Genomic DNA, 2,302 nt, shown 5'->3' on the forward strand with positions numbered 1-2,302 from the left:
GAGCTGGCGGAAGCGCAGAAACGCACGGAGCTTCGGCTTGAAGAACTGGCGGAGGCGCAGAAAAAAACAGAACTCAAACTGGCCGTCCTGACCAAAGAGCACCAAAAGACGCGGGAAATGGTCGGCGGTTTGGCTCATACGGTGGGATACCGTCTGGAAGATGAAGCCATTTGGGCATTACCGCACCTGTTGGCTCGCGACTTCGGCATGGCCATGGAGACGGCGCTGGAACGCACCTGGCTTGCAGCGGGCCCCCATCGTTATGTGGAAGTTAATATCTGGGGTTCAGGTGTCGTGGATGGGCGGCGTGTCCACATTGTTGGTGAAGCGAAGTCGCACCTCATGAAGGGCGATGTGGACAAGTTTCTCGTCACGGTGGCAAAGGTGCACCAGATCACCGGTATGGAGGTTTTTTCCAGTTCTCGTCACGTACCAGACCTCTCCTATCGTGAAACGGGATGTGGCCGAAAAGGGCATCAAGCTATATATGTCCTACGAACTTCGGGTTTTGCCGTCATTTCCCCGATGAACAACAATGGACTTCGATACATCTGTGTGATGGCCAGCTTCGGCGTGCCGAAACGATGGCGCGCAGCGCGGTGAAAAGGATGGCACCAGGAGAGAGGCCTTTCGAAATTTGGCACGTGGGCAGATTCGTCCTGGGGACTGAGCATGCTTGATTGGCCAGCATCGTTCAATCTATCGGTCATGGCGGTGCTGGTGCTTGGAGTGAATGTGCCGTTTGGTTACTGGCGCGCTCGTGTTCGTCGGTTTTCGAGGGCATGGTTCCTGGCGGTCCACCTTCCCGTGCCGCTGGTTGTCGGCCTGCGACTCGCATCGGGGCTTGGATGGCGCCTGGCTTCCATACCCGTGTTCATCGGGGCGTTTTGTATCGGACAATGGCTGGGAGGTATGGCCTATCGGGTTTGCAAAAAGGTTCCCAGGTTGTAATGGATGCACAGCACGTTCAGTAACCTTACAGAAGGAGTGATCTTATGCCGGCCAGAAAGATTCTGATGCTTGTGGGCGACTTTGTGGAAGACTATGAGGCGATGGTTCCTTTCCAGATGCTTTTAATGGTGGGGCATACAGTGCATGCGGTGTGCCCGGGGAAAAAGGCCGGGGACAAGGTTCGAACGGCGATCCACGATTTCGAAGGGGATCAGACTTACAGCGAAAAACCCGGCCATAACTTCACACTCAACGCCACCTTTGATGAGATCCGACCCGAAGACTATGACGCATTGGTGATACCCGGCGGAAGGGCTCCGGAATACATTCGTCTGAACGCGAAAGTTTTGGATATCGTTCGTCATTTTGCCCAAGCACAAAAGCCCATCGCTTCCATCTGCCACGGCCAGCAGGTGCTTGTGGCCGCCGGTGTGCTCCAAGGCCGCACCTGCACGGCCTATCCTGCAGTCAAGCCCGATTTGGTGGCGGCAGGGGCTTACTGGGCCGAGGTTAATGACACCTTCTCTAATGCCGTGGTGGACGGCCACTTGGTGACGGCTCCGGCTTGGCCTGCTCATCCCGCATGGATTCGTCAGTTTTTGGAGCTTTTGGGGACGCGTATCGAACCATGATTGGCACGAGGACAGGACACCATGTGGGAATTGCTGGCCATCGGGGCAGGTTCCTTTACCGTGGCCCTCTCGGGAGCGCTCATGCCGGGGCCCCTTTTGACCATCACCATCACCGAATCGGTGCGACGCGGATTTCGGGCCGGCCCGTGGCTCATGATAGGCCACGCCGTGCTGGAATTTGCCGTGGTGGTGGCTGTGGTGCTGGGGCTCGGCCCTTTTTTGAGGAAACCCACCGTCATGGGAGCGATAGCTCTGGGTGGAGGGGCCTTTCTTTTGTTTATGGGCATTGACATGGTGCGCAGTGCCGCCCGTCTCTCGTTTAATCTGCACACCGACGAGTCCACAGAAGCTTCGGGGCGGCACCCCGTGGTGCTGGGCGTTCTGGCAAGCCTTGCCAACCCTTACTGGACATTGTGGTGGGCCACCATCGGCTTGGGATACTTGGTGGCGGCTATGAGGATTGGTCCATGGGGCGTGGGCTGCTTTTTTGTCGGCCACATCGCCGCGGATTTTGCTTGGTATAGTTTAGTGTCGTTGGGGGTGACCAAGGGCACGCGGTTTCTGGAAGATCGTAGCTACCAGTGGGTTTTGAGGGTTTGCGGCCTGTTTCTTGTGGGTTTTGGGGCTTGGTTTTTGTGGTCGGCCAAAGGGTTCTTGTCCCAGGCTCTAGCCTAACCCAAGTTTGTCAGCCTTGGAGGCTCAAATGGGGGTTTTCTTTG

The 2,302-nt window shown here is 56.7% G+C and carries 3 protein-coding genes and 1 pseudogene; all 4 read left to right on the forward strand.

Going from position 1 to position 2,302, the window contains the following annotated elements:
- A pseudogene (locus ACUVSA_RS02470) lies at positions 1–603 on the forward strand (hypothetical protein); the annotation flags it as partial.
- Between the two features lie 69 nt (positions 604–672).
- Complete coding sequence (locus ACUVSA_RS02475; RefSeq protein WP_445891860.1) at positions 673–951, forward strand: hypothetical protein; 279 nt, start codon at positions 673–675, stop codon at positions 949–951.
- Positions 952–995: 44 nt separating this feature from the next.
- The gene (locus tag ACUVSA_RS02480; RefSeq protein WP_445893651.1) at positions 996–1,583 is read left to right on the forward strand and encodes a DJ-1/PfpI family protein; all 588 of its coding nucleotides are present in this window, start codon (positions 996–998) and stop codon (positions 1,581–1,583) included.
- Between the two features lie 21 nt (positions 1,584–1,604).
- On the forward strand, positions 1,605–2,258 hold the full coding sequence (locus ACUVSA_RS02485) for a LysE family transporter (protein WP_445893652.1): 654 nt from the start codon (positions 1,605–1,607) through the stop codon (positions 2,256–2,258).
- Positions 2,259–2,302 lie beyond the last annotated feature (44 nt).

It is taken from the genome of Desulfosoma sp., from assembly GCF_052743555.1.

Coding starts and splice junctions, on each gene's coding strand:
- ACUVSA_RS02475 (WP_445891860.1), top strand. CDS start 673: ATGCTTGATTGGCCAGCATCGTTCAATCTATCGGTCATGGCGGTGCTG.
- ACUVSA_RS02480 (WP_445893651.1), top strand. CDS start 996: ATGCCGGCCAGAAAGATTCTGATGCTTGTGGGCGACTTTGTGGAAGAC.
- ACUVSA_RS02485 (WP_445893652.1), top strand. CDS start 1,605: ATGTGGGAATTGCTGGCCATCGGGGCAGGTTCCTTTACCGTGGCCCTC.